General features: G+C 45.1%; 25 protein-coding genes and 1 riboswitch. Of the genes, 7 read left to right on the forward strand and 18 right to left on the reverse strand.

Annotation, left to right across the window (positions count from 1 at the left end; genetic code table 11):
* Positions 1 to 153: 153 nt before the first annotated feature.
* The 10 genes from ACTNDQ_RS04810 to ACTNDQ_RS04855 form a co-directional block, all read right to left on the reverse strand.
* Positions 154 to 1566 (reverse strand): amidophosphoribosyltransferase, encoded by a 1413-nt coding sequence (locus ACTNDQ_RS04810; RefSeq protein WP_021651456.1) that lies wholly within the window; start codon positions 1564 to 1566, stop codon positions 154 to 156.
* A gap of 262 nt (positions 1567 to 1828) precedes the next feature.
* Positions 1829 to 4390 (reverse strand): heavy metal translocating P-type ATPase, encoded by a 2562-nt coding sequence (locus ACTNDQ_RS04815; RefSeq protein ID WP_441063949.1) that lies wholly within the window; start codon positions 4388 to 4390, stop codon positions 1829 to 1831.
* A 36-nt stretch (positions 4391 to 4426) separates the two neighbouring features.
* Entirely contained in the window at positions 4427 to 4738 is a 312-nt protein-coding gene (locus ACTNDQ_RS04820; RefSeq protein ID WP_022427232.1) for a metal-sensing transcriptional repressor, read from the reverse strand.
* A 232-nt stretch (positions 4739 to 4970) separates the two neighbouring features.
* Positions 4971 to 6398: a tRNA (N6-isopentenyl adenosine(37)-C2)-methylthiotransferase MiaB gene (miaB, locus tag ACTNDQ_RS04825; protein ID WP_334303515.1), complete on the reverse strand. Its 1428-nt coding sequence runs from the start codon at positions 6396 to 6398 to the stop codon at positions 4971 to 4973.
* Positions 6399 to 6499: 101 nt separating this feature from the next.
* Positions 6500 to 8074: a cardiolipin synthase gene (cls, locus tag ACTNDQ_RS04830; RefSeq protein WP_278797173.1), complete on the reverse strand. Its 1575-nt coding sequence runs from the start codon at positions 8072 to 8074 to the stop codon at positions 6500 to 6502.
* Positions 8075 to 8154: 80 nt separating this feature from the next.
* Positions 8155 to 8331: a 30S ribosomal protein S21 gene (rpsU, locus tag ACTNDQ_RS04835; RefSeq protein ID WP_004222305.1), complete on the reverse strand. Its 177-nt coding sequence runs from the start codon at positions 8329 to 8331 to the stop codon at positions 8155 to 8157.
* Positions 8332 to 8496: 165 nt separating this feature from the next.
* A complete protein-coding gene (alaS, locus tag ACTNDQ_RS04840; protein ID WP_441063953.1) occupies positions 8497 to 11139 on the reverse strand; it encodes an alanine--tRNA ligase in 2643 nt (880 codons plus the stop codon).
* Between the two features lie 86 nt (positions 11140 to 11225).
* Complete coding sequence (gene tyrS / locus ACTNDQ_RS04845) at positions 11226 to 12452, reverse strand: tyrosine--tRNA ligase (RefSeq protein ID WP_015524942.1); 1227 nt, start codon at positions 12450 to 12452, stop codon at positions 11226 to 11228.
* Between the two features lie 612 nt (positions 12453 to 13064).
* Complete coding sequence (rnhA, locus tag ACTNDQ_RS04850; RefSeq protein ID WP_278795860.1) at positions 13065 to 13553, reverse strand: ribonuclease HI; 489 nt, start codon at positions 13551 to 13553, stop codon at positions 13065 to 13067.
* Positions 13554 to 13630: 77 nt separating this feature from the next.
* The gene (locus tag ACTNDQ_RS04855; protein ID WP_441063955.1) at positions 13631 to 14899 is read right to left on the reverse strand and encodes a cell wall hydrolase; all 1269 of its coding nucleotides are present in this window, start codon (positions 14897 to 14899) and stop codon (positions 13631 to 13633) included.
* 174 nt (positions 14900 to 15073) lie between these two features.
* Between ACTNDQ_RS04855 and ACTNDQ_RS04860 the strand changes: the two genes are divergently transcribed.
* Positions 15074 to 15373, forward strand: coding sequence for a hypothetical protein (locus ACTNDQ_RS04860; protein ID WP_092070538.1), 300 nt, complete (start codon positions 15074 to 15076; stop codon positions 15371 to 15373).
* A 19-nt stretch (positions 15374 to 15392) separates the two neighbouring features.
* On the opposite strand, the gene ACTNDQ_RS04865 is transcribed toward ACTNDQ_RS04860, so the two are convergent.
* A complete protein-coding gene (locus ACTNDQ_RS04865) occupies positions 15393 to 15527 on the reverse strand; it encodes a hypothetical protein (RefSeq protein ID WP_255363762.1) in 135 nt (44 codons plus the stop codon).
* 105 nt (positions 15528 to 15632) lie between these two features.
* On the opposite strand from ACTNDQ_RS04865, the gene ACTNDQ_RS04870 reads away from it, so the two are divergent.
* From ACTNDQ_RS04870 to folK, 6 genes are all read left to right on the forward strand, one after another.
* Positions 15633 to 15989 (forward strand): hypothetical protein, encoded by a 357-nt coding sequence (locus ACTNDQ_RS04870; RefSeq protein ID WP_278795848.1) that lies wholly within the window; start codon positions 15633 to 15635, stop codon positions 15987 to 15989.
* Positions 15986 to 16261: a hypothetical protein gene (locus ACTNDQ_RS04875; protein ID WP_015524936.1), complete on the forward strand. Its 276-nt coding sequence runs from the start codon at positions 15986 to 15988 to the stop codon at positions 16259 to 16261. The genes ACTNDQ_RS04870 and ACTNDQ_RS04875 overlap by 4 nt, the downstream gene beginning before the upstream one ends.
* A gap of 219 nt (positions 16262 to 16480) precedes the next feature.
* Positions 16481 to 16577, forward strand: a riboswitch (THF riboswitch).
* 144 nt (positions 16578 to 16721) lie between these two features.
* A complete protein-coding gene (gene folE / locus ACTNDQ_RS04880) occupies positions 16722 to 17279 on the forward strand; it encodes a GTP cyclohydrolase I FolE (protein WP_015524935.1) in 558 nt (185 codons plus the stop codon).
* Positions 17279 to 17755, forward strand: a complete 477-nt coding sequence (locus ACTNDQ_RS04885) for an HD domain-containing protein (protein ID WP_441063959.1) — start codon at positions 17279 to 17281, stop codon at positions 17753 to 17755. Before folE ends, ACTNDQ_RS04885 begins: the two co-directional genes overlap by 1 nt.
* A gap of 11 nt (positions 17756 to 17766) precedes the next feature.
* Positions 17767 to 18573, forward strand: coding sequence for a dihydropteroate synthase (gene folP / locus ACTNDQ_RS04890; protein ID WP_092070547.1), 807 nt, complete (start codon positions 17767 to 17769; stop codon positions 18571 to 18573).
* A gap of 9 nt (positions 18574 to 18582) precedes the next feature.
* Entirely contained in the window at positions 18583 to 19413 is an 831-nt protein-coding gene (gene folK / locus ACTNDQ_RS04895) for a 2-amino-4-hydroxy-6-hydroxymethyldihydropteridine diphosphokinase (protein ID WP_279198814.1), read from the forward strand.
* Positions 19414 to 19527: 114 nt separating this feature from the next.
* Here the strand turns inward: folK and putP are convergent, their stop codons facing one another.
* From putP to ACTNDQ_RS04930, 7 genes are all read right to left on the reverse strand, one after another.
* A complete protein-coding gene (gene putP, locus ACTNDQ_RS04900; protein WP_110103526.1) occupies positions 19528 to 21060 on the reverse strand; it encodes a sodium/proline symporter PutP in 1533 nt (510 codons plus the stop codon).
* A gap of 232 nt (positions 21061 to 21292) precedes the next feature.
* Positions 21293 to 21640: a hypothetical protein gene (locus ACTNDQ_RS04905; protein WP_441063963.1), complete on the reverse strand. Its 348-nt coding sequence runs from the start codon at positions 21638 to 21640 to the stop codon at positions 21293 to 21295.
* Positions 21637 to 22452, reverse strand: a complete 816-nt coding sequence (locus ACTNDQ_RS04910) for an oligopeptide/dipeptide ABC transporter ATP-binding protein (protein WP_441063965.1) — start codon at positions 22450 to 22452, stop codon at positions 21637 to 21639. The genes ACTNDQ_RS04905 and ACTNDQ_RS04910 overlap by 4 nt, the downstream gene beginning before the upstream one ends.
* Positions 22436 to 22558: a hypothetical protein gene (locus ACTNDQ_RS04915; RefSeq protein WP_441063967.1), complete on the reverse strand. Its 123-nt coding sequence runs from the start codon at positions 22556 to 22558 to the stop codon at positions 22436 to 22438. Before ACTNDQ_RS04915 ends, ACTNDQ_RS04910 begins: the two co-directional genes overlap by 17 nt.
* Entirely contained in the window at positions 22551 to 23336 is a 786-nt protein-coding gene (locus ACTNDQ_RS04920) for an ABC transporter ATP-binding protein (RefSeq protein ID WP_279198683.1), read from the reverse strand. Before ACTNDQ_RS04920 ends, ACTNDQ_RS04915 begins: the two co-directional genes overlap by 8 nt.
* 14 nt (positions 23337 to 23350) lie before the next feature.
* Positions 23351 to 24808 carry an ABC transporter substrate-binding protein gene (locus ACTNDQ_RS04925; protein ID WP_441063970.1) on the reverse strand — a complete coding sequence of 486 codons (1458 nt, stop codon included), beginning with the start codon at positions 24806 to 24808 and terminating at the stop codon, positions 23351 to 23353.
* A complete protein-coding gene (locus ACTNDQ_RS04930) occupies positions 24793 to 24918 on the reverse strand; it encodes a hypothetical protein (RefSeq protein ID WP_279198682.1) in 126 nt (41 codons plus the stop codon). Before ACTNDQ_RS04930 ends, ACTNDQ_RS04925 begins: the two co-directional genes overlap by 16 nt.
* Positions 24919 to 25018 lie beyond the last annotated feature (100 nt).

Here is a 25018-nt window from a genome sequence, read left to right on the forward strand (position 1 = left end):
AAATAATTTCCCATGACATAAAAAACTGATATAAAAAACGCGGATATATCACAAAAGATATATCCGCATTTATTATAAGCCGCAGATATCCAAAATGCAACCGGGAGTTAAGGAGGCTCATCTGAAACAGCAGCTCTATTTTCAAAACATTTTTTATTCTTTACCGTTAAAACAATATGTGCATACATTACAAGGATCGATCCCAATGGATTCCAGAAGATCATCCAGTCTGTGATAGCGAAGGGTGGTAAAATTCTGCATCTCGCAGATATCCTGTACCATCTGCTCGTATTTCTCTGTATGTGGATCTGCATATTCATCCAGAACTTCCTGCGGACAGTTGGGGCCTTCTCTCTTCTCGATCACCTGACGGGTGATCAGCTCCATCTCAGATTTGGAACGTGAGAAGTTTAAATATTTGCAGCCGTACATGATTGGCGGGCAGGCAGGACGGACATGAACCTCTTTGGCTCCGCTGCGGTACAGAAATTCGGTTGTCTCGCGAAGCTGGGTGCCACGTACGATGGAATCGTCTATGAGAAGAAGTTTTTTATCCTTGATCAGCGCACGTACCGGGATCAGTTTCATTTTGGCAATAAGGTTACGCTGGTTCTGATTGGTTGGCATAAAAGATCTGGGCCAGGTTGGTGTATATTTAATGAATGGTCTTGCGTAAGGAATGCCGGATTCATTGGCGTATCCGATGGCATGGGCAATGCCGGAATCCGGAACACCGGCTACAATGTCCGGGTGCACGGAATCGCCGTCTCTCTTTGCAAGCATGCTTCCACAGCGGTAGCGCATCTCCTCTACATTTACGCCTTCATAAGAGGCTGTCGGATATCCGTAGTAAACCCAGAGGAAGGAACAGATCTTCATTTTCTTTCCGGGCTCAACCAGAGTTTTGACTTCGTCGGCTGTTACGAATACGATCTCTCCGGGGCCAAGTTCTTTATAATCTTCGTATCCAAGGTTGATATAGGCATGACTTTCAAAGGAAATACAGTATGACCCTTCTTTGTGACCAATTTCCACAGGAGTTCTGCCCATCTTGTCACGGGCTGCATAAATTCCGTCTTTTGTCATAAGAAGCAGAGTCATGGAGCCGTCGATCAGTCCCTGTACGTACTGGATACCTTCCACAAAATTGTCCTTTTCACAGATCAGTGCAGCGATCAGTTCGGTCACATTGACTGTTCCGTTAGTCATCTCCTGAAAATGTACCTTGGTCGTATCATACAGTTGCTGCAGAAGTTCATCGTAATTATTGATCTTTCCCACAAAAGTGAGGGCAAAGCTGCCGATCCTGGAACTGAACAGAAGGGGCTGAGGCTCATAATCAGAAATACATCCGATTCCCATATTTCCCTTCATGGAACCCACATCTCCGTCAAATTTTGTACGGAAAGGTGTGTTCTCAATGTTGTGGATGGCACGGTCAAATCCATGTTCTCCGTAAACAGCCATACCTCCGCGGCGTGTTCCCAGATGAGAATGGTAATCCACTCCGTAAAAAAGCTCCAGTACACAGTCATCCTTCGATGCTACTCCAAAAAATCCGCTCATAATGCGCTCCTCTCTACTACTATGATGTTAACGATTTCTGTTATCGTTCCTATATCCATAATCGCTATCAGTATAGCATAAGAGAATTGAAAATAAAAACCAATTTGGCGGATAATCCTGCTTTTTCAGAATAAACTATAAAGATATTAGCCGGATTTATAGAAGTGGAAAATTTTTTCTGTATGAGACAAAAGAAACAGCTCCGCTTTTACAGAACTGTTTCTTTTGGCCATTTGGCAAATATGTGGTTTAAAAATCCGGTTTATTCCTGGGTGATTCCCTTAAACTCATAACCGGCTTCCTTGATCACTTCTTCAACCTTTGCCTCGTCAACCTTCTCAGGTACAGAGAATACAGTTGTTCCGTTCTCGTGGGAAGAAACTACGTCTTCTGCTCCGAAAGCTGCCTGGATGGCTTTGTTTACGTGTGCCTCACAGTGTCCGCACATCATTCCTTCTACATTGACCGTTACCTTTACCATTGTTTTGTTCTCCTTTTCTTCTTTTATATTTTCATCATGACTGATGTGTAATGTTACCGGATTTTTGATTTCTTTGTCTTTTGCTGCATTGTGGATCTGAAACAGATTCAGACGCAGCGCATTTGTTATAACACAGAAGCTGGAAAGACTCATGGCCGCAGCTCCGAACATCGGATTCAAGGTCCATCCGAAAAGCGGGATCCAGACACCTGCTGCAAGGGGAATGCCGATTATATTGTAGAAAAATGCCCAGAAAAGATTCTCATGGATATTCCGAAGTGTGGCGCGGCTTAAACGTACTGCCGCTGGAACATCGCTTAACTGGCTCTTCATCAGAACGATATCTGCCGCATCAATGGCAATATCTGTTCCTGCACCGATGGCAATTCCGATATCGGCTCTTGTAAGTGCCGGCGCGTCGTTGATACCGTCACCGACCATGGCAACCTTTCCCTGCTCCTTCAGAGCGCGGATCACACTTTCTTTTCCATCCGGAAGAACTCCTGCGATCACATCGTCAACTCCTGCCTGAGCTCCGATGGCTTTTGCGGTACGCTCATTGTCACCGGTAAGCATAACTACACGGATTCCCATGTTCTGAAGCTCTTTTACTGCACGGGGACTGTCTTCCTTGATCACATCCGCAACTGCGATGATTCCCAGAAGTTTACCGTTTCGTGTGAAAAGAAGGGGCGTTTTTCCCTGCTCTGCAAGCTGCTCGGCTCTCCTGTTAAGGTCTGCGGAAACCTTTGTCTGGCTGCTGATAAATTTCATGCTTCCGCCTGTCAGCTTGTCACTTCCAAGTATAGCGGAAAGTCCGTTTCCCGGAAGTGCCTGGAAGCCGGTTACTTCACCTGTGGCAAGGTTCTCTTCCTCGGCTTTTTTGAGAACTGCCTTTGCCAAAGGATGTTCGCTTTTTTTCTCCAGTGCACAGGCCAGAGTGAGAAGCTCTGTTTCTGTAACTCCCTCAGCCGGGAGAATATCTGTTACCTCCGGCTGACCGCTTGTAATGGTTCCGGTTTTATCCAGTGCGACGATCTGGACTTTTCCTGCTTCCTCCAGGGAAACGGCTGTTTTGAAAAGGATTCCGTTTTTGGCACCCAAACCGTTGCCGACCATAATGGCAACCGGTGTTGCAAGGCCAAGTGCGCAGGGGCAGCTGATGACCAGAACGGAAATCCCCCTTGCCAGAGCATAACCGAAGGTCTGTCCTGCAAGAAGCCAGATGATCGTTGTGATCACTGCGATTGTGATCACTGCCGGTACAAACACACCGGAAACACGGTCTGCGATCTTTGCGATCGGTGCCTTGGTGGCTGCCGCATCACTGACCATTTTGATGATCTGGGAAAGGGTGGTATCCTCTCCCACTCTGGTCGCTTCGCATTTGATAAATCCGGACTGATTCACAGTTGCCGCAGAAACCATATCTCCGGTTTCTTTATCAACCGGGATACTCTCGCCGGTCAGTGCGGATTCATTGACTGCGGTGGTTCCTTCCAGGATCACTCCGTCCACCGGAATATTCTCTCCCGGGCGGACGACAAAGGTTTCTCCTTTCTGAACCTGCTCAATAGGAACGGTAAGTTCCTGTCCCTTTCGTACCACGACCGCAGTTTTGGGTGCCAGATTCATAAGGCTTTTAAGCGCATCCGTTGTCTTTCCTTTAGAACGGGCCTCCAGCATTTTTCCTACGGTGATCAGTGTCAGGATCATGGCTGCAGATTCAAAATAAAAATCCATCATGTAATTCATAACTGCAGCAAAATCTCCATCTGCCTGTGCTCTTGTCATGGCAAACAGTGCATAGACGCTCCACAGGAAGGATGCCATGGAGCCAAGAGCTACCAGAGTATCCATATTTGGGGAACGGCGCCACAGACTCTTAAATCCATTGATGAAAAATTTCTGGTTGATCACCATAATGATACCAGCCAGGAGCAGCTGTACCAGTCCCATGGCTACGTGATTGCCGTCAAACCATTTCGGCAGTGGCCATCCCCACATCATGTGCCCCATGGAGAAATACATCAGCACCAGCAAAAATCCCACGGATGTGATAAGACGTTTCTTTAGGATCGGAGTTTCATGATCTTCCAGCGCTTCTTCTGCCGTAGACATGGAAATCTTCGCTCCGGCAGCTCCGCCCTTTAAGGATGCACCATATCCGGCGGCTTCCACTGCGGCAATGATCTCACCGGATGAAGCGGTTCCTTCAACTCCCATGGAGTTGGTCAGAAGACTGACGGAACAGCTATTCACCCCCGGAACCTTCGATACGGCTTTTTCCACACGGGCAGAGCAGGCGGCGCAGCTCATACCAGTTACATTATATTGTTCCATTTTCTTTCAGTACCTCCTAAAATCCAGTTTGTCCCTTTATTTCATCAGCTTCTGGAGGGTTGCTACCAGCTCATCAATGGTCTCATCCTTACCTTCCCGGATATCCCGGGCAACGCAGGTGCGGATGTGGCTGGCAAGCAGCTCTTTGTTGAACGCATTCACTGCAGCATTGACTGCAGCGGACTGAATCAGGATATCATTACAGTAGGCATCATTCTCCATCATTCCTATAATGCCTCTGATCTGGCCTTCAATACGTTTCAGACGGTTGATCAGCTTTTTTTTCTCCTCCTCTGAACGTGCAGTGTGTTTTTCACAACAGCAGGGACAGGCTTTCTTTTCAGACATAGGCTGTCTCTCCTTTCCCATAAATACCCTCATGGGGTATCCTCTATATATGGAATAATATATACCCTCATGGGGTATTTGTCAATAGAAACAGTATTTTTATAATAAAAAAGCCCGCTCATTCGATAATGGCAATGAGCGGGCAATATAAACTTATAATTAGCTGAATCAGGTAAGTCCCCAACGGGGTTGTGAAAAGCAATAAGCAGTGGGTGAGGACTTGTCTATAATTCTACTCTTCCACGATATGTCCGAAATAATAGAATCCCTTGCAGGTATCCAGGCTTACTTTTACATATTTGCCGATGAGATCTTTTTCTCCCGGGAAATGAACCAAGAGATTATGCTGGGTACGTCCTGTAAGAGTACCCTTCTCCCGGTTTTCGTCTTCTACCAGGATTTCCTGAATGGTTCCCTGGAAACGGGAGGAATTTTCCCGGCCCTTTTCCTGTACCAGGGTAAGAAGACGGCTGAAACGGTCTTTTACCACATCCTCCGGCACCTGATTTTCCATGCCGGCTGCAGGGGTTCCGCTTCGTTTGGAATAAATAAATGTGAAGGCAGTATCGTAATTTGCTTTTTTTACAACATCCAGTGTTTCCTGGAAATCTTCTTCTGTTTCTCCCGGAAATCCGACCATGATATCTGTTGTCAGCGAAATATCCGGGATCGCCTTACGGATCTTATCTACCAGCTCCAGATATTTCTCCTTGTCGTAACGGCGGTTCATTTCCTTTAAGACTCTGCTGCTTCCGGACTGCAGCGGAAGATGCAGATGGTGACAGATCTTCTGGCTCTCTGCCATGGTCTGGATCAGCTCATCGGACAGGTCCTTCGGATGGGAAGTCATAAAACGGATACGCTTCAGCCCTTCGATCTTTTCCACTTCTTTCAGAAGTTCTGCAAAGGTCACCGGTGTTTCCAGAGTTTTTCCGTAGGAGTTTACATTCTGACCAAGAAGCATGATCTCAGTAACGCCATCTGCGACCAGTTCCTCGATCTCGCGGATGATGGCCTGTGGCTCGCGGCTCTTTTCTCGGCCGCGGACATAAGGAACGATGCAGTAGCTGCAGAAGTTATTGCAGCCAAACATTACGCTGACTCCTGTTTTGAAGGAGTATTTGCGGGAAGTTGGCATGCCCTCTATGATCTCATCGGATTCCTTCCAGATATCAATGATCTGGTCGTCGGTCTGCAGCGTCCGGTAAAAAAGCTCCGGGAATTTGTGGATATTATGGGTTCCGAATACAAGATTTACATATTTATAATCCTTGCGGATCTTTTCCACTACGTGATGCTCCTGCATCATACATCCGAACAGTACGATCTTCATATCCGGGTGCTCCCGCTTGATGCTCTTTAAATGTCCAAGATGTCCATAGATCTTCTGGTTGGCATTCTCGCGGACTGTGCAGGTGTTAAACACAACTGCATCGGCATCTTCGGTATCTACCATCTCATATCCCATTTTTTCCATGATGGCCGCAATAGACTCTGTCTGGATGGAGTTCATCTGGCATCCTTCATTCTGGATGTGGAAGGTGGGACGTTTCGTACTGCTTTTGGCAAGAAGCTCTTTACATTTTTCAATGTACTGAAGCTGGATCTCTGTTTCTTTGTTCTGGCTCAAATCAATTCCTCCAATAACTAAAAATTTCATATGTATCTATAAATTATTTTTCTTTAGACAATATCAGACGGGAGCATTGAACTCCCGTCTGATATATCATACAGAATTTACGGTTGTCTGTCAAAGAGTTTTTATAATAGCGGTGCAAAAACTCTCAGTACGTTTTGAATGGCACGTACCACAATATTTCTCTTCTGGCAGAATGCCAGATCAATGGGATCACAGTACTCCAGGGTTTCTGTAAAATCATCCCGGATGTCCAGGATCACATCATTCTTATACATCCAGACACCATCTTCAAAATGCAGATAAAGGCTTCGGTAATCCAGATTTATGGTTCCTACGACGCCTACTTTATCATCACAGACAAAAGATTTTGCATGTAAAAATCCCGGCTGGTATTCGTAGATCTTTACACCTGCTTCCAGAAGCTGTTTATAATAAGACTGTGTCAGCAGGAAGACCATTTTTTTGTCCGGGATACCTGGTGTCATGATCCGGACATCCACACCGCTTTTTGCAGCGAGGCACAGGGCGGTCATCATCTCATTATCTATGATCAGATATGGTGTGCAGATATAAACATAGTTTTTGGCGCGATTGATAATATTAAGATAAACGTTCTCTCCTACGATCTCATCGTCCAGGGGGGAATCGCAGAATGGCTGGACATAACCGTTTCCCGGAAATTCGTTGGGGTGCCACCTGTGCGGAACATAATTTCCGAAATCAAGAGAAGTATCTGTTCTGGTAACGATTCCCCACATATACAGGAACATAGCTGTCATATTCCAGACGCCTTCTCCTTTCAGCATAACGGCTGTATCCTTCCAGTGGCCAAACCGTTTTCGCTGATTGATATATTCGTCAGCCAGGTTGATGCCGCCGGTAAAACCGGTCCAGCCATCGATCACACAGATCTTACGGTGGTCACGGTTATTCTGGATTATATTAAGAATCGGACGGAACCGGTTGAATACTTCGCATTTGATTCCTCGCCGGCGCATCTCCTGATCATACTTGTATGGCAATGTGGTAAGGCAGCCGAAGCCATCATAGATCAGTCGGACATCCACTCCTTCTTTAGCCTTTTTTTCAAGGATATTAAGGATCGTCTGCCACATTACCCCGTCATTTATGATGAAATATTCGATAAAAATAAAATGCTTTGCCTGCTCCAGTTCATGCACCAGAACCGGAAACATATCATCTCCTACCTGAAAATACTCTGCTGTGGTATTCTCGTGAACCGGATATCTTGAATACTGCCAGATGTAATCCGACTGGATCCTCATGGAACGGTCGTCTTCGTTTAAATGTTTTCTTGTGAGCTCTGAGCCTTCCAGGTATTCAGCAGTTTCATCAATAAGATTCTGATAATGCTGCTCCATTACAGCGCCGATCCGTGACTTACCGAAAAGAAGGTACAGGGAAACACCAAATACCGGAAAAATAAGGATCAGCATCGTCCAGGCGAGCTTATAAGATGGATTGATCTTTTTATTTACGATCCACAGAACAACCAGAAAACCTATGGCCTGCATTCCGATCGTCACCCATCTGGAGTATTCCATAAGCCGGAAAAGGGCGATCAGCAGCCATGCCAGCTGCACAACAAGAGCCAGAGCTACATAAAAAATTCGATTAAATAATAATTTAAGGAGCGATCGCAATGGTTTGATAATCAGTTTAATAAACAAATTCATATTTCTTTCCTTCGTCAAACGTTCCTGTTTCTATTTAATTAAAAATCCCTGACCATACAGCCAGGGATTTTTGCGCACAATTAATTATATTTACGTTTTCTTGCGGCTTCAGATTTTTTCTTACGACGAACGCTTGGCTTCTCGTAATGCTCTCTCTTACGGATTTCCTGCTGGATTCCCGCCTTAGCACAGCTTCTCTTGAATCTGCGAAGAGCGCTATCTAAAGTCTCGTTCTCTTTTACGATAACGTTTGACATAGACTCACACCTAACCTCCCTCCAGTTGTAGATTGTGCTAAAATACAACTGTCTGGGTATTTTTCTTGCACGAGTGTTATTATATAGCATAACAAGTGCTTTCGTCAACATCTTTTTCGATTTTTATGAAAAAAATGTCAAAATTGTAAATCACGCACAACTTTGTTATTTTGTGAGCTGTTTTTCAAGGATTCCTGCTGCTGCGTCCATAGCTTCCTGGGCTTTTTCCGGATTCTTTCCGCCGGCCTGTGCCATGTTCGGACGTCCGCCGCCGCCACCGCCAACGATCGCTGCCACTGCTTTGATCAGGTTTCCTGCATGAGCGCCTGCTTTCTGAGCTGCATCCGTTGCCATTGCAAGAAGATTAACCTTGCCGTCGTTTACTGCTGCAAGAAGGACAACACCTTCGCCAAGCTGCTCTTTCAGTTTATCACCCAGGTCTCTGAGACCGTTCATGTCAACGCCCTCAACTTTGGCTGCAAGGAGTTTTACGCTGTTTACTTCAACGACTTTATCCATGACATCGCCAAGTGCACTCTGGGCAGCTTTGCTCTTGAGGGATTCATTTTCGCTCTGAAGAGCCTTTACCTCAGCCTGCAGGTGACTGATCTTTTCTACAACCTCGGCTGTATTGGCCTTTAATGCTTTTGCAGCCTCATGGAGAAGCTCTTCCTGCTTTCTGTAGTATTCGATAACTGCTTTGCCGGTAAGTGCCTCAATACGGCGTACACCAGCTGCGATACCGGATTCGGAAACGATCTTAAAGAGCATGATGGAGCTTGTATTCTTTACATGAGTACCACCACAGAGCTCTTTGGAAAAGTCTCCCATGGATACTACACGTACCTTCTGGTCATATTTCTCACCAAAGAGAGCCATTGCTCCGGATTTCTTGGCTTCTTCCACATCCATGACATCTGTATGAACATCAAGACCTGCCTGGATCTCTTTGTTTACAAGCTCTTCTGTTGCCTGGAGTTCTTCTGCTGTCATAGCCTGAAAATGAGCAAAGTCAAAACGAAGTCTGTCCGGAGTTACCAGAGAACCCTTCTGCTCTACGTGGGAACCAAGAACGGTTTTCAGTGCTTTCTGAAGAAGATGTGTTGCACTGTGGTTTTTCTCGGTATCTTTTCTTGCTTCTTCGTTTACCTTCAGGGATACTGTCTCACCTGAGGAAATCATACCGGATTCCATATGTCCTACGTGGCCAAATTTACCGCCGCGGAGTTTGATGGTGTCCTCAACAACAAATTTACCGTTTGCAGTCTCGATCACACCGGTATCACCTTCCTGTCCACCCATTGTTGCATAGAAAGGAGTCTGCTCTACAAATACGGTACCCTTCTGTCCCTCTGTGAGAGAATCTACGATCTCTGTTTCTGTGGTAAGGACAGTAACCTTGGAATCAAAGGTAAGATGATCGTAGCCGACGAATTCTGTTGTTACGTTTACATCAATATCATCGTATACGGTTGCGTCTGCACCCATATAGTTGGTTACTTCACGGGCAGTACGTGCCTTGACTCTCTGTTCCTCCATTGCTTTCTGGAAGCCTTCCTCGTCAATGCCGTAGCCTTTTTCCTCAAGGATCTCTTTTGTAAGGTCAAGAGGGAATCCGTAAGTATCATAAAGCTTGAATGCGTTGTCACCGGAAAGAGTCTTTTCACCTGCTTTTTTCATATCCTCTTCCATGTCGGAAAGGATACGAAGTCCCTGATCGATAGTTTTGTTGAACTGATTCTCCTCATTTGTCAGTACACGGAAGATGAACTCTTTCTTCTCCTCAAGCTCCGGATATCCGGCTTTGGAGCTCTCGATCACCTGTGCACTTAATTTTGCAAGGAAAGTTCCCTCGATGCCAAGAAGACGTCCGTGACGTGCTGCGCGGCGGATCAGACGGCGGAGAACATATCCACGTCCCTCATTGGTTGGCATGATTCCATCGGAGATCATAAATGTTGCGGAACGGATATGGTCCGTGATCAGACGGATGGAAACGTCATCTGCATAGTTTTTCTCATATTCTTTATGTGCGATCTCGCATACAAGATTACGAAGTGCACAAATTGTATCTACATCAAAAATAGAATCAACATCCTGAACAACTACAGCAAGACGCTCAAGTCCCATACCGGTATCAATGTTTTTCTGTTTCAGGGTTGTGTAGTTTCCGTTTCCATCGTTCTCGAACTGTGTGAAAACGTTGTTCCATACTTCCATGTAACGGTCGCAGTCGCAGCCTACCGTACATCCGGGTTTGCCACAGCCGTATTTTTCGCCACGGTCATAGTAGATCTCAGAGCATGGACCGCATGGACCTGCGCCATGCTCCCAGAAGTTATCCTCTTTTCCGAAACGGAAAATACGTTCAGACGGAATCCCTACTTCTTTGTTCCAGATATCAAAGGCTTCATCATCATCCAGGTAAATGGATGGATAGAGACGGTCTGCATCAAGCCCTACAACCTCAGTAAGAAACTCCCATGACCAGTGGATGGCTTCTTTCTTGAAGTAATCACCAAAAGAGAAGTTACCAAGCATTTCAAAGAAAGTACCGTGACGTGCGGTTTTACCTACATTTTCGATATCTCCGGTACGGATACATTTCTGGCAGGTTGTCACTCTTGTTCTTGGCGGCTTCTCAGCACCTGTAAAATATGGTTTCAGCGGAGCCATACCTGCATTGATCAGCAGAAGACTCTTATCTCCCTGAGGAACCAGGGAAAAGCTTTTCATTACAAGATGGCCCTTGCTCTCCATAAAGTCAAGGAACATCTTACGAAGTTCGTTCACTCCGTACTTTTTCATGTTGTTATCCTCCTTGTGTCAACCCTACCTGTCAGCATTTCCGGAATGCCGTAGCTTTATCCCGGAAATGTCACAGATATGGGAAATTATTTTACACAGATCTTTTTGAATTTTTTCTTGCCTCGTTTCAGAACGATCCCGTCCCCTGCAAAAGCATCCTTCTCAACCGTATGGTAAATATCGGTGAGCTTCTCACCATCGATGGATACACCACCCTGCTGGATCGCACGGCGACCCTCGGAACGGCTTGGTACCAGCTCTGCTTTTACAAGAAGTGTGATCAGGTCGATTTTTCCTTCCTCGTCAAAATCTTCCTCTGAAAGCTCTGTTGTAGGCATATGAGAAGTATCTGCACCTGAGAACAGTGCGCGGGCACCCTCCTGTGCTTTCTTGGCTTCCTCCTCACCGTGTACAAGCTCTGTCAGCTGGTATGCAAGGATCTCCTTGGCTTTGTTCAGCTCGCTGCCTTCCCATTTGGCCATCTCGTCGATCTCCTCAAGAGGAAGGAAAGTAAGAAGACGCATACATTTGATAACGTCAGCATCGTCTACATTTCTCCAGTACTGGTAGAAATCGAACGGGGATGTCTTATTCGGATCAAGCCATACAGCTCCGGACTGTGTTTTTCCCATCTTCTTGCCCTCAGAATTGAGAAGCAGTGTGATGGTCATGGCATAGGCATCCTTGCCAAGCTTACGGCGGATCAGCTCGGTACCGCCAAGCATGTTGCTCCACTGGTCATCGCCACCGAACTGCATGTTGCAGCCGTATTTCTGGTACAGCATGTAGAAGTCGTAGCTCTGCATGATCATGTAGTTAAATTCCAGGAAGCTTAAGCCTCGCTCCATACGCTGTTTGTAGCACTCTGCTGTCAGCATACGGTTTACGGAAAAGTGAGCACCTACCTCACGGAGAAGCTCTACATAGTTAAGGTTCATAAGCCAGTCAGCATTGTTTACCATAAGAGCTTTTCCATCAGAGAAATCGATGAAACGGCTCATCTGCTGCTTGAAGCAGTCAATATTGTGCTGGATGGTTTCTTTTGTCAGCATCTGACGCATATCGGTCCTTCCGGACGGGTCACCGATCATCCCTGTTCCGCCGCCGAGAAGGGCGATCGGACGATTTCCTGCCATCTGCAGTCTCTTCATCAGGCAAAGAGCCATGAAGTGACCTACATGAAGGCTGTCTGCTGTAGGGTCAAAGCCAATATAGAATGTGGCTTTTCCGTTATTTACCATCTCTTTGATCTCGTCTTCGTCTGTAACCTGTGCGATCAGGCCACGTGCTTTCAGTTCTTCCCAAACTGTCATTGTTCTTTCCTCCTGTATAGCTTTTATGTTTACGCTTTTATTAAAGTTTATAATTTACAGTATCAGCGTAAAAAATAAAAATGCCCGGTTCCTGTCCGTTTAGGACGAGAACCGGGTCCCGTGTTACCACCTAAATTTACAGAAAACTCGCATTTCCTGCCTCATAAAGTGAATCTACATCCCGTTATATCCATATATATCAAGATATAAAACCACTTCAGCACAATAACGGGTGCCATTCCGTCGCAGCCTATCTATAATACGTTATTATTATAAAGTTTATAATTTACAGTATCAAGTCCCGATTCGGTGCGCAGCTCCGGGATGTATTCACAAAAGTTCTACCCTGCGCCTCTCACCTGCCGGCTGCTCTCTGTGGGGTTTTCCTCAAGCTACTTTTTCCCTTCCAAGCCTTTTACTATACTATATGAAGTATACAAACTGCTTTTTTGTTTGTCAAGAAATTTTAATATTGCTTTGACAACTTAAAGTGGCAGAATGTTACTTTTTACTCTGTTCTCAGTAACACGCTTCGCGATGCACAGAATTTACGCTGATCGCATAAATTCGCGCGGTATGTTTCGGGTTTTCTGTGAGTGATAAGTGGAACTTTTATTTCTGTAAGCCATTTATTCCTTCATCTACGTAAAGGTCATTGCCGTCTGCCGCTGATGTGGCAAGCTGATCACACCGTTCATTTAACGGATTATCTGCATGTCCCTTAACCCAGTGGAAGCTTACCTGATGCTGCTCCTTGGCCTTTAAAAGGCGTTTCCAGAGATCTACGTTCTTCACATCTTCGTTTTTTCCACGTTTCCAGTTTTTCTTCAGCCAGGAATCGATCCAGTGCTGATTAAAAGCATCTACCAGATATTTGGAATCGGAATACAGATCCACCTGGCAGGGGCGGTTCAGTGTTTCCAGTGCTACGATGGCTGCCATCAGTTCCATCCGGTTGTTTGTGGTTTTTTTGTAGCCTCTGGACAGTTCACGTTCATGTAACTGGCCTTTGGTATCGATGTACTGAAGAATTGCTCCGTAGCCTCCCGGTCCATCCGGATTTCCCCGGGCTGCACCATCCGTATAGATTTTTACCTGCATATTTGCTTCTCCTTAAATTTTCAATTTTATGTCCATACGCCTGTTTGTTCAAAGATTACTGCCGGAGACTATGTTGCTTATACCCAGTCTACAAAAAATGTATGGCCTTTATAAGTTTCATATTTCACTTTGCTGAAATTCAGATTCTGGTTCCAGAAATAGCTGGTCATCATGAAATACATATAATTAAAATCTTTCTGTTTAAATCCTCTGAGTGTTCTGGCTTTGCCGGAAGTGACATGTTTATTGAAAATAGTCATTGCTTCTCTTGCAGCCTGATAAGCAAGAGTACGGTTTTCAAACTGACCATTGAGACGTTTGAGAAGGGCCCCGTTCCGCACTACAGAATACTGTGGGGTTGTGCTGCTTCCGATATTCTCATAGATCACACCTCGTATCGTAGATGGAAATTCCTTGTCTGATTTGATCGTACGATTCAGAACACAAAGTGCTACTGCTTCCATTCCGATCTTGCCCTGATCGCCTGCCTCCGATTCACAAAGTGCGGCCAGCAGTGCTTCATCGGATGTCTTGCCGTTGGCTATTCCAGGATGGCTCTTATATTCTTTTACCATAGTGTAATATCTGCTGTTTTTGGTATCGTAAACTTTGACATTTCCATTGCTGACATTTACATTTGGTTTGGTAGTCTTCGCAGTGGCCACACCGTCTGCTGCGATGGAGTATGTAATTCCATTCACTGTTACGGAGGTACTTACTGCCATGACACCGTTGGATTTAAAATAATAGTTCTTCTGATCGATCGTCTTCAGACCAGTATACATATAACCGGTACTGGTGGCAAAATAGTAGCTGATATTTTTGGATTTGTTTTTTACCCATTTGGTTGCCATATAACCGGAAGTTTTGTAAAAATAACGTTTCTGCCCTTTGCTGTTGGTGAGCCAGCCGGTTGCCATAATGCCTCCGCCTTTTGTGAAATAACGTTTCCTTCCCTTGCTGCAGTTTACCCAGCCTGTGGTAAGCTTACCTGTTTTGGGGTTGAAATAGCGCTTATGGCCTTTGGAATCTTTCATCCAGCCGGTTGCCATAACACCCTTGCCTTTTGTAAAATAGTAGGTATATTTGCCATTGACCTTCATCCAGCCCTTTACCTGTACTCCGGTCTTTGTGTTAAAGTAGTACTTGTATCCGCCCAGGGTCAGCCAGCCTTTCTGCTTGCTCCCATCACTTTTTATGTAGTATGTTTTTCCATCGACAGTTTTAAAGCCTGCAGTGGCAGCCTGTACCTCTTTTGCAGAAGCAGAAAAGACTGTGCTTCCCACGATCAGCAGCATGGCAAGCATCAGACCCTTCAGCCATTTTTTTGTTCTGAAACTCTTCATAATTTTCCCCATTTCCTGTTTTAGATATAAAAGCTAGTTTGTCTCAAAAATTACAAAAATGTTACATTTCGTTTATTATATCGTAATGAATAAACACTGTCAACTTTTTTGTAACTGTGGACGGACTCCTGCCATATGATGAAGTGTAAATAAAATTTGCTGGAGGACTTATCGATGAGTGATTTAGCGGCTACCAATTGTGGATGTGATTGCGGATGTGGTTGTGATTCCGGATGCAGCACAGGATGTGGATGTAACAATAACTGTGGCTGTAATAATGGCTGCGGAACTTCCCTGTTTGGAAACGGTGGAAACAGCTGCTCCTGTATCCTTTGGATCATCTGTCTGATGTGTTGCTGTGGAAACAACAGTGGCTGTGGCTGTAATAACAACGGCTGCAACGACAGCTGTTGGATCATCATCCTTCTTCTGCTTTTGTGCGGAAATGGATGCGGCTGCAACAATTGCTGCTGATCTTTTGAAAAGGCAGAGGTCATTTCCTCTGCCTTTTCTGCTGCCGTTTTTCTGCTTCCTCCTGTTTCTGTTTTTTCTCTTCCAGACATTTCAGATCTATCTCATAAAAAGAATTTCCATCAATGACAAGTTCCTGTTTTTTTTCAGATTCCATAATCACATTCCTTTGAAAAATTTCTTCTATATATAATATGACCAGAGAAGGTTTCTGTCATATTTCTTTCTGCAAATTCATAGATTTCAGGAAAAAGGATTTTTTATGGAACAGGAGCCTATCGCACGTACTGCTCTGGATGAAATGGTGGAAAGTGACCAGGATCAGATGCTGAAAGCAATGATCCCGTACCTTCCTTCTTCCGGGCAGCGGTTTTTATCTGTGTATACGAAAGTCCGGGAACTTCAGAATACCATGTCGCTTTTTCAAAGCAGCCGTAGAACAGCCGATCTGCAGGCTACCGGTTTTTCCGGCACCGATCCTCTGGAAATGCTGCAGGATATACGTAAGTGCTGTGGCGGAGAAAATCGCCGTCAGATCGATCATATCACCAGTCTTATGGCTACGATCCAGATGCTTCAGATCATGAATGAAGATTCGTCAGGAGGTGAGAATCCATGAGCGATGACTGGAAAAATAATCCCCGGCTTTCCGGAATGGACCCTCAGAAGCTTTCCATGCTTCAGGGACTGGCAGATCAGGGATTGGGGAAAAATCCGTCCGAACTTCTGCCTTTTATCATGGGCGCAGCTTCTAAAGGAAAAAATGCGGGCTTAAATTTCAGCTCTGATGAGATCTCCACTATCATAGAAGTTCTGAAAATGGGGAAAAGTCCGGCAGAGGCAGCTAAGCTTGACAGAATTGTGAATCTGATGAAAATGATACGTCATTAACAGCTCTGTGATCCCGGAACAGCGGTTTTCTGTTCCGGGATTTTCTACTTTGTAATTCTTTTTATATTTGTCGGAATATAATCTGCAAAAATCTGACATATCCATAGATTCTATCGCATAATTCATAGAACATATTCCCTATTTTTGTGATATTTTTTTATCATTTTCCCTTTCTTCTTATATCAGTATATGGTATACTTGTCCGTGAAATGAATGATATGCAAAATAGGATTTTATGCGTCAAGTGTTTGGCGAATGGGGAGTTGTCGCCAGAACGAAAAGTACGTCTTACGGTATGAAATCCGCACCCGTTGCAACAATATAAGAGAATATCTCATATTGTGTAGGGCTTTTTCGACATACGTTCTATTACAATTGGAGATATCTTTTTTTATGCGCAAAAATAAAAGAGACAGTCTCCGAAAAACGTGATTTTTTTAACAAATGGAGGTTGTTATTTATGGTAGACAAAGCAAAAGTTGAAGAGGCGATCAAGCTTCTTCTCGAGGGAATCGGCGAGGATGTAAACAGAGAGGGACTGCAGGGAACTCCGGAACGTATCGCCCGCATGTGCGAGGAAATTTATGGCGGACTTGATAATGAAGCGGATGAACATCTTCAGAAACAGTTTCATGTAGAGAACAATGAAATGGTTCTGGAAAAGGATATTACCTTTTATTCCATGTGTGAACATCATCTTATGCCTTTTTACGGTAAAGCTCATATCGCATATATCCCAAATGGCAAGGTTACCGGCTTAAGCAAGCTGGCCCGTACCGTTGATGTGTATGCAAGAAGACCGCAGATCCAGGAACGTCTGACTGTGCAGATCGCAGATGCGCTGGAACGTGTTCTCGCTCCTAAGGGAATCATGGTTATGCTGGAAGCGGAGCATACCTGCATGACCATGCGTGGAATCAAAAAGCCGGGAAGCAAAACGGTTACGACTGTTACCAGAGGTGAATTTAAAGAAAATATGGAGCTTCAGAAACAGTTCCTTGCTATGGTCAAGGACTGATGGACAGAGTGAATCAGATCTGGAATCATCCGCTCTATCAGAATGAGCTTAATAAGCTTCAGCTTCTGGAGACTGACCGTGAATTCTGTAGACATACACCGGAGCATTTTTTGGATGTGGCACGCCTTGCCTATATCCGGGCACTTGAGGAAAATGCTCCTGTTTCAAAGGAACTGATCTACTGTACTGCCCTTCTTCACGATATCGGACGGGCCAGACAGTATGAAGATGGCACTCCTCATGATGAGGCCGGTGCTGCTATCGCAGGACAGATCTTAAACGAGCTTGGATTTTCTATGGAAGAAATGGAAGCGATCATTGCGGCAATACGTGGTCACAGAGCTCAGACGGATCCGACAGTTCTTGGAAAACTGCTCTATACTGCGGACAAAAGCTCCAGAAACTGTTTTTCCTGTAAAGCAGAGCCGGAATGTTACTGGCCTTCTGCTAAAAAAAATATGACGATCCAATATTAGGAGGTTTTTCCATGAAAATCGGAAATCGTGAGTTTGATGTAAAAAACAAAACATATATTATGGGTATCCTAAATGTCACACCGGATTCTTTCTCAGATGGCGGAAAATGGAACGATATGGATCATGCCCTGAAACATACAGAAGCTATGATCGCCGAAGGTGCTGATATTCTTGATATCGGTGGGGAATCCACACGTCCGGGGCATACACCGGTTGGCGCACAGGAGGAGATCGAGCGTATTCTTCCTGTTATCGAAGCAGTAAAAGGGCGTTTTGATATCCCCATCTCTGTAGATACCTATAAGGGATGTGTTGCGGAAGAAGCCCTGAAACACGGAGCAGATCTTATCAATGACATCTGGGGACTGAAATATGATCCTGAAATGGCTCCTGTCATTGCCAGATATCAGGCTCCCTGCTGTCTGATGCATAACAAAGATAATACTGAATACAATAATTTTATTGTGGATATGCTGGCAGAAACCCAGGAATGTGTCAATATTGCCAAACGTGCCGGTATTGCCGATGATAAGATCATCCTTGATCCTGGTGTCGGATTTGGTAAAACCTATGAGATGAACCTGATGACCATGGATAATCTGGAGCTTTTCCGGAAGCTGGGATATCCGGTGCTTCTTGGTACCTCCAGAAAATCCATGATCGGACTTGCCCTTGATCTTCCTGTAGATCAGCGTGTAGAGGGAACTCTTGCCACATCGGTGATTGGTGTTATGAAGGGTTGTGCATTTGTCCGTGTTCATGACATCAAAGAAAATAAACGCGTCATCCAGATGACAGAAGCTATTCTGGGACGTTAGGAGGAACTGATGGATAAAATCGAAATCAGAGATCTTGAGATTTTTGCAAACCATGGTGTGTTTCCGGAAGAAACAGCTCTCGGACAGAAATTTGTTGTTTCTGCTGTTATGTATACAGAAACACGTCCGGCAGGGCTGACAGATGATCTTTCTGCTTCCATCAATTATGGAGAAGTCAGTCATATGATCACCGATTTTCTTCAGAAAAATACTTATAAACTTCTGGAGGCTGCTGTGGAGAATCTGGCAGAGACGCTGCTGCTTTCTCTCCCTCTTCTTAAAAAGATCACCCTCCGTATTGAAAAGCCCTGGGCTCCGGTAGGCCTTCCGCTGAAAACCGTTGCTGTGGAAATTACCCGAGGCTGGCATACGGCTTATATTGCTTTTGGTTCCAATATGGGGGATAAGAAGAAATACCTGGACAATGCGATCCAGGGTCTTCGGGATATGAAAGAGATTGTTGTTGAAAAGGTTTCCGAGTATCTTGTAACGGAGCCTTACGGGGATGTGGAGCAGGATGAGTTTCTCAACGGAGCGTTAAGAGTACGGACGCTGCTTTCTCCGGAGGAGCTTCTTGACAGGCTGCATGTGCTGGAACAGGCTGCGGACCGGAAAAGGATCATTCACTGGGGACCAAGGACACTGGATCTGGATATTCTGTTTTACGATAATGAGATCATTGATACAGTGGAACTACATGTGCCTCATATTGATATGGAAAACAGGGATTTTGTTTTGGAGCCTATGGTGGAGATCGCACCGTATCTTCGGCATCCGGTGTTGAATTTAACAATGGAGCAGTTGTTAAAAAAGCTTGAGGGAAAAACTTTGGCGGTGTGACTTTATTTATTAAATAATAAAAAGATAACAAGCCCGATACAGATATCTTTACTACAATCTGTATCGGGCTTGTTTTGTATCAGTGTGAATTATTGACTATTATCGAAAAATATTTTATTTCTGGTTTACCAGATCAAATTCGTCAGTGATCTCTTTGGATGGTGCCTTGGTAATGAGGCTGACGATGATGTTTGCTGCAATGGCCACCAGGAATGCGGGAAGAAGTTCATAGATTCCCCAGGCGCCGCCGAGCGTGCTGATTCCGTATTTCCAGATAAATACCATGGAACCGCCACAGATCATTCCTGCCAGGGCTCCCTGCCAGTTGGAACGTCTCCAAAACAATGCCAGAAGTACCACCGGGCCGAATACGGCTCCGAAGCCTGCCCAGGCAAAGGATACGATAGTAAACACAGAACTGTTCGGGTCGCGGGCAATAAACATGGCTACTACTGCGATGAGAAGAAGCGTGATCTTATCGGCTACCATGCTTTCTTTTTTTGTTTCTTTATCCTTCAGGATACTTCCGAGAAGGTCGGAAGAAACTGCTGAGGATGCTGCCAGGAGCTGAGAATCTGCAGTTGACATGGTGGATGCCAGGATTCCTGCAAGGATGAGTCCTGCAAGGATTGCTGCAATTACACCATGTTTACTGAGAAGATCTGCGATCTGAACGATAATTGTCTCAGATGCGGAGCCTTCCAGAAGGTCAAACTCTCCTGCTGCTGTCATTCCAAGTCCTACCACACCGATCAGTACTGCTACTGCCAATGAGATCACTACCCATGTAGTTGCTACTCTTCTGGAAAGTGTAAGCTTCTCTTCGTCTTCGATCGCCATGAAACGAAGAAGAATATGCGGCATTCCAAAATATCCAAGTCCCCATGCAAGCATGGAAATGATATTAAGCAGTGGATATGCCTGTTCTGTTCCGGTTGTTGGGTCATATGTAGTAAACATAGTCAGATATCCGGGCAGTGATCTTGCATGGTCTGCAACTGCTTCAATACCACCTGCTGTGCTGATCCCGAATACAAATACGATCACAAGAGCGATGGACATGATGATACTCTGGATAAAGTCCGTGGTAGATGCTGCCAGGAATCCTCCCAGTGTGGTGTATCCAACGATGACCAGTGCACTGATGATCATAGCTGGCAGATATTTTACACCGAAGAGACTTGCAAAAAGTTTACCACAGGCTGCAAATCCGGAAGCTGTATACGGAATAAAAAAGATCACGATAAAAATCGCTCCGATAGACTGCAGGATCTTTTTCTCATCTCTGTAACGATTACTGAAAAAGGATGGCAATGTAATGGAATTTCCTGCCACATGTGTGTAGCGGCGGATTCTTTTTGCCACGATCCTCCAGTTTACGTAAGTTCCGATTGCAAGGCCAATGGCTGTCCAGCCTGCATCTGCAATACCGGTAAGATAAGCAAGTCCCGGCAGGCCCATCAGAAGCCAGCTGCTCATGTCAGAAGCCTCTGCACTCATAGCTGTGACAAGTGGACCAAGCTTTCGTCCTCCAAGATAGAAATCAGAACTGTCATTATTGTTCTTGGAGCAAAGATAACCTACAAAGATCATTGCACCCAGATAGACGATAATGGCTGCCATTATACAAATATGTGCTGTTGTCATTGTTTCTCTCCCTTCCAAGTTTCTGCTTTAAAATCACAAAACATGAGGGATTTTGCTTATGCATCCCCATGCTTTCTGCTTTTAAACCAGTTTTACACATATTTATAGATTTTATTATATTAACTTTAGAAAGTAAAGAGGATTTTTTGTTTTTTTACATAAAAAAGTATTTTATATGAAGAAAAAGGGCTGAACCATATAAGGCGGCCCAGCTCTTTTTCAAAATCTCTGTTTATTTTTCTTCCATACGCTTCTGCACATCTTCCACTGTATATGCAAGCTTCTCAACATCCTCGGAATAAGTCAGCCCCTCCTTCTCAGCCAGAGCTTTCAGAACACCGATCGTTTTCTGAAGATGCATGTAGTTTCCTGCGGAGGAACCACCTGTCAGCGCGATGTATTCTCTGTAATAGTTCATGAACATGTTCATTTCCGGGCTGTCCTGATTATATACTACAACACCTATTGTATATTGGATATCTCCGTCTTCGACAGCAGCAGAAACTTTTTTTCCGCCAACTGTAAAAACGGCAAGCAGCAACAACAGAATGCCCAGTACTTTAAAGTTTTTAAAAATCATACTGTTTTGTGCCTTTTCTTATTTTCCGTTACATAATGGCAGGCTACTTCATGTCCGGACCCTACTTCTGTGAGCACAGGACGGATCGTCCTGCATTTCTCCATGCAGTGTTCGCAACGATTCTGGAATGGACAGCCATGAGGAACATCCAGAGGGCTGGGAGCCTCACTTTCGATGCTCTCGATCTTTTTGTTCTGATCCATATGAATGGAAAACTGTGCCCCCAGAAGAGCCTGTGTATATGGATGAAGAGACTTTTCCGTAACATCCTCTCCCGGAATTACCTCCACGATATTCCCGAGATACATGACAGCAATCTGATGAGCGAAGGAACGGATCAGAGCCAGGTCATGGCAGATAAAAAGCATGCTGATGTTTTTCTCCTTCTGGAGACGCACCAGAAGACGGATCACGGATTCCTGTACGGAAACATCGAGTGCAGAGGTAGCCTCGTCACATATCAGGATCTCCGGTTCCAGGGAAAGTGCTCTGGCAATACTGATACGCTGACGCTGTCCGCCACTTATGTTATGTGGATAGCGGTCTGTAAAATCTTCAGGAAGCTCTACCATTTTCAGGAGTTCTCTGGCCTTGGATTCCTTTTCGCTTCTTTTCAGCTTTCCGTAATTGATCAGGGGTTCTGTGAGAATATCCACGATCTTCATTTTCGGGTCAAAGGACGCCAACGGATCCTGGAAGACCATCTGCATGTTCTGACGGTTCAGCCAGGTTTCTTTTTTGGAAAGATCAGAGAGGTTTTTTCCATGGTAAAGGATCTCTTCGCTGGTCGGCTTGTCAAGAGAAATGACCATGCGGACAAAGGTTGACGTTGCAGGCTGTTAAAGTTCTGCCGCCGGAAGCCGGGAACTGTTTTACGATATGTTTTGCACTGAGTACGATATCGGATTCCTTAAACATAACGCTGTCCCTCCATTTCCGGCACTGCAGCCAGCAGTTTCTTTGTATAGTCACTGGTCGGATGCTCCATGACCTCATCTCGTGTTCCCTGATCCACAACTTTTCCGTTCTGCATAACAACAAGCTGATCAGCCATATAGGCTGCTATGCCAATGTTATGGGTAACAATGATGATACCGGTTCCGAAATCATCGCGAAGCTCCATCATCTGGCGTACGATCTGTGCCTGTGTAGTAATGTCCAGCGCACTGGTCGGCTCATCTGCAAGAAGCAGCTCCGGGTTAAAAGTCATGGCCATGGCAATACCAACTCGCTGGCGCATACCACCGGAAAGCTGGTGAGGATAACTTTTCATGATATTTTCCGCGTCAGGAAGACGCATTTTCTGAAGCATGGAACAGCCTTTCTTCCATGCTTCTGCTTTGGATACATCCGTATGTGTACAGATATATTCCACATACTGACTTCCGATCTTACGGATAGGGTTCAGGGTTCCGCCGCAGTCCTGGAAGATCATGGAAATGCGGGTACCCCTTAAATTTCTCCATTCATCCTTTGTATTGGAAAGCAGAGAATGTCCGTGAAACTGAATATCTCCGGTGCTGACCCGGCCACCTCCGGCAAGTGCGCCGAGGACAGCACGGATCACGGTTGTTTTTCCACTTCCACTCTCGCCTACCACACTGATGATCTCACCCTTCTTCATGGAAAGGTTGAAATGTTCAATGGTAGGTGCCTGTTTTCCGTACTGAACGGAAAGATCCTTGATCTCAAGCATAAATAAACGCTCCTTTACTCGGCAAGAGTGATATCCTTTGTCAGCCAGTAATAATCCATTGGATACATCTTAACACCTGTTACCTTTTTGTTGGAGAAGAGGTAGGTTGTCTCATAACCAAAGAATACAGTTGCAGCATCATCCATGATATCCTGTTGAATATCGATGATGAGATCTTTTCTCTTGTCCTCATCAAATGTCTGCGTAAGCTCGTCAAGAAGCTTGTCAACCTCCGGGTTATTGTATCCTGCAGTATTGTTTGCAGAGGAGCTGTACCAGTTCTCTCTTAAGTAGTTCTCAGGGTCTCCAGTGTTTGCTACCAGCACGTTCCAGATCAGAAGGTCATACTGACCGGAATCTCTCATGTCAAGAAGTGTCTCATAACTTACTGTATTCAGGTTTACGTTGATACCGATCTCCTTCAGACTGGCCTGTGCTGCCTGTGCGTATACACCAAGCTCGGCACGGCTTGTGTAGATAACAAAATCAAGAACAAGAGGATCTCCGTCAGGAGTTTCTACAAATCCGTCACCGTCAACATCTTTGTATCCGGCCTCATCAAGGATCTTCTTTGCGCTGTCCGGATCATAGGAATTCTCATCCTTCAGATCATCGAATCCAAAGTCAAGTGTTGGAGGAACCGGTGCTTTACCAGCTGTTGCACCACCCTCAAGAAGAGTGTTGCAGTATGTTTCCTTGTCAAGACCACGTAGAAGTGCCTGGCGAAGAGCATTATCGCTGAGTGCATGATCCTCGTTCTGGTTCATGAATGCATAGGTGGAACGAAGAGACTGAAGCTCCTGGATGTCGTAATTGTCATTTCCCTCAAACTCAACCAGGTTCTCTGTTTTCAGGTTGTAAGCGATATCGATCTCACCTGTCTGAAGAGCCATGGAACGTGTTGTCTGATCATCCACACATTTCAGTGTAACTTTATCAAGGGGAACTTCTCCATCCCAGTAGTTCTCATTTTTTACTACGATACAGGAATCCGTCGGGCTGAAAGACTCTACTGCGTAAGGTCCTGTACAGATCGGTCCTTCCATGGCAAATGTAGAATCATCTACATTTGTATCTACGATCAGAAACAGCGGGTCTGCAAGGCATCCGGCCATGTTTGCATTTGCTCTGTTCAGGTGGAAGATCAGGTTCTGTCCGTCAACCTCGATGCTGTCAAGATCAAAGAATTCCGGAACACGGTCACTTTTTTCAGCGGTACGCTCGATGGAGGCTTTTACCATTTCCGGTGTCATATCGTCACCGTTGGAGAATTTTACGCCCTCACGGATCTTGAAGGTCCATGTTTTTCCATCGTCACTGTTTTCCCACTCTTCCGCAAGACATGGAACGATCTCACCGTTCTCATCGAATTTTGTGAGGCACTCGCCGATCGCATAACGGGATACAACCCAGCTGAAATACTGCTCTGTCGGCTCCAGTGTATCTGCAAAGCTTGTTACTCCGATGGTGATCTCCTTATCACTTTTTTGTCACCTTTTGCCTGAGCCACTGTTGCCATTGAAAAGGTCATCATACATGCAAGTGTAGCAGCCAGCACTTTTTTAACTACATTATTTCTCATTTCATCCTCGTGAACTACTCGGCAACTTAGTTACCAGAGCATCTGAAATCTGGCGGGATACCGCCTTTTTTCAGGGTGCGTCCATGACACCAATACTGCT

The organism is Blautia massiliensis (ex Liu et al. 2021), from assembly GCF_052064225.1.
Classification (GTDB): domain Bacteria; phylum Bacillota; class Clostridia; order Lachnospirales; family Lachnospiraceae; genus Blautia_A; species Blautia_A fusiformis.